The sequence below is a fragment of the Sphaerospermopsis sp. FACHB-1194 genome (assembly GCF_014696235.1).
GTDB classification, from domain to species: Bacteria; Cyanobacteriota; Cyanobacteriia; order Cyanobacteriales; family Nostocaceae; genus Sphaerospermopsis; species Sphaerospermopsis kisseleviana.
Genome location: NZ_JACJPU010000104.1, coordinates 1 through 2874, shown reverse-complemented (window position 1 = coordinate 2874; position 2874 = coordinate 1). Strand labels below are relative to the sequence as shown.

The 2874-nt window shown below is 39.0% G+C and carries 1 protein-coding gene; it reads left to right on the top strand.

Annotated elements, in window-relative coordinates; all coding sequences use genetic code 11:
* A partial coding sequence (locus H6F45_RS26075; RefSeq protein WP_190348809.1) for a condensation domain-containing protein occupies positions 1 to 2874 on the top strand: 2874 nt, incomplete at both ends.

The window sequence follows — 2874 nt, the reverse complement described above, 5'->3', positions numbered from 1 at the left end:
ACCTAGTACAAGTAGCCTTATTCCATCTAGGCATAGGAAAAAGAGCGAGATTACAAATAACCATCCATCACCTAGCCATTGACGGAGTTTCCTGGAGAATCTTATTAGAAGACCTACAAACAGCCTACCAGCAACTTGAGCAAGGCAAAGATATTCAGCTTCCTGCCAAAACCACATCTTTTAAAGATTGGTCTGAGCAATTAACAGCTTATGCCCAATCACAAACCCTCAAATCGGAAGCGGCTTATTGGTTGAATGAAACTCGCGCCGCAGTTCCTTCCATCTTTGTTGACCATACAAAAGGGGAAAATACTGTTGCCGCAGCTAACACAGTTTTATTGTCTTTAAGTGAGGCAGAAACTCACGCCTTACTGCACGATGTACCAAAAGCTTACAACACACAAATTAACGATGTTCTCCTGACCGCTTTAGCGTTAGTTTTGAGCAAATGGACAAACTCTAAAAATGTGTTGTTCAACTTAGAAGGTCATGGACGGGAAGATATTGTTGATAGTGTAGATTTATCACGGACAATAGGTTGGTTTACAACTATATTCCCCGTAGTGGTAGAACTCCCAACTACAGACAATTTAGGGGATGCTTTTCTGGGGAATGTTTTAAAATCTGTTAAAGAACAACTGCGGGCTATTCCCAATAAAGGCATTGGTTATGGACTATTGCGCTATCTGAGTCAAGATCCAGAAATTGCTAGTCAACTAAAGACATTACCCCAAGCCGAAATCAGTTTTAATTATTTAGGTCAATTTGATCAACAGATTAATACAACCTCTTGGATGCAGCCAGCTAGTGAGTCAGCAGGAAGAATGCACGGTTTACAAAACAACCGCCCTCATCTGCTAGATATAAACAGCATGATAGTTGAAGAACAGTTGCAAATAGAGTGGACATACAGCACAAATCTTCACCAAGCAGCCACAATTGAAAAACTAGCAAGGGAATTTGTCAACACATTACAGGACATCATTACTCATTGTGCATCAGGTAAAAATGGAGGTCATACACCTTCAGATTTCCCATTAGTGAAGCTCAACCAGTTAGAAATAGACCAACTATTGGCAAGTTTCGGCAAAACGAACAAAACTAACTGGCGAAACATTGAAAATATATATCCACTGTCACCAATGCAACAGGGGATGCTGTTTGAAAGTTTGTATGCCCCTGATTCTCAGGTATATTTTGAACAGTCGATTTACAATTTGAGTGGAAAACTAAACCTGAGAGCATTTGAAAAAGCTTGGCAGCAAGTAGTAGCAAGACATTCAATATTGCGGACTGCTTTTATTTGGGAGCAATTGGCAGAGCCGGTGCAAATAGTTTATCGGCAAGTGGATGTTAAAATAGAGAGTGAGGATTGGCAGCACCTATCGACTCAAGAAGCACAAGAAAAATTAGAGGTGTTAGTGCAGTCTCAGAGAAAACAGGGTTTCCAACTGTCTACAGCACCATTAATGCAGTTAAGTGTTATACAATTGAGTGCAGATAGTTATCAATTTGTGTGGAATTTTCATCATTTATTGCTTGATGGCTGGTCAGTGCCTTTACTGTTCCAAGACCTATTGTATTTTTATCAAGCAATTATCAAAGGTGAAAATCCAACACTACCAGCAGTTTTAAGCTATGACAAATATATTGCTTGGTTACAGCAGCAAGACTTGAGCAAAGCTGAAGAATTTTGGCGAGAAAAACTGCAAGGTTTTACAGCACCAACTCCTTTAACAGTTGATAAATTATCTTCAAAGGGTAAACAGTTAGATTCTCGTTACAGGGAACAAAAAATTCAACTGACAGCGCAACAAACAGAAGCTTTACAGACCTTTGTCCGAAAGCATCAACTGACGATGAATAATTTGGTGCAGGGAGCTTGGGGTTTATTATTATCTCGGTACAGTCAAGAATCAGATATTGTTTTTGGTGCTACAGTATCTGGTCGTCCTCCATCTTTAATGGGTGTGGAGTCAATGGTAGGATTATTTATCAATAGCTTACCAGTGAGAGTTAAAACTTGTCCTGAAACTGAAGTTTTGGCTTTGTTGAAAGATCTACAAATACAGCAAGTTGAGTCTGAACAATATTCCTATAGCTCATTGGCAGATATTCAAAGATTGAGTGATGTTCCTGGAGGGAGTTCTTTATTTGAGAGTCTGGTTGTTTTTGAGAATTATCCGGTTAGTGAAGCAGCGGAAAAAAACAATTATGGTTTTTCAATAGATAATGTTCAGGGTATTGAGCAAACCAATTATCCTTTAACAGTGGGAGTAATTCCTGGTCAGGAATTACTGGTAATAATTAGTTATGATACAAGCCGATTTGATGATGCAGCGATTTGTCGTTTGTTAGGACATTTCCAAACATTGTTATCTGGAATTGTTGCTGATCCCCAACAGCGAATTTCCCAATTACCAATACTGACAGAAACTGAGCAACATCAATTATTGGTAGAGTGGAATAATACTCAAGTTGAATATCCTGTTGATAAATGTATCCATCAGTTATTTGAAGAGCAGGTAGAGAAAACACCGAATGCAATAGCAGTAGTGTTTGAAAACGAACAACTCACCTATCAGCAATTGAATAGTCGGGCGAATCAGTTAGCACATTACCTGCAATCTTTAGGTGTAAAACCAGAGACATTAGTAGGGATTTGTGTAGAGCGTTCCCTAGAAATGGTAATTGGATTATTAGGGATACTCAAAGCAGGAGGAGCGTATGTACCCCTAGACCCAGAATATCCCCAAGAACGCCTGAGCTTCATGTTAGAAGACGCTCAAGTATCAGTGCTGTTAACACAAAAATCACTATTAAATCAATTACCCTTAGACAATAGAGAAAAGCCTTATCAGGTAATTTGTTTAG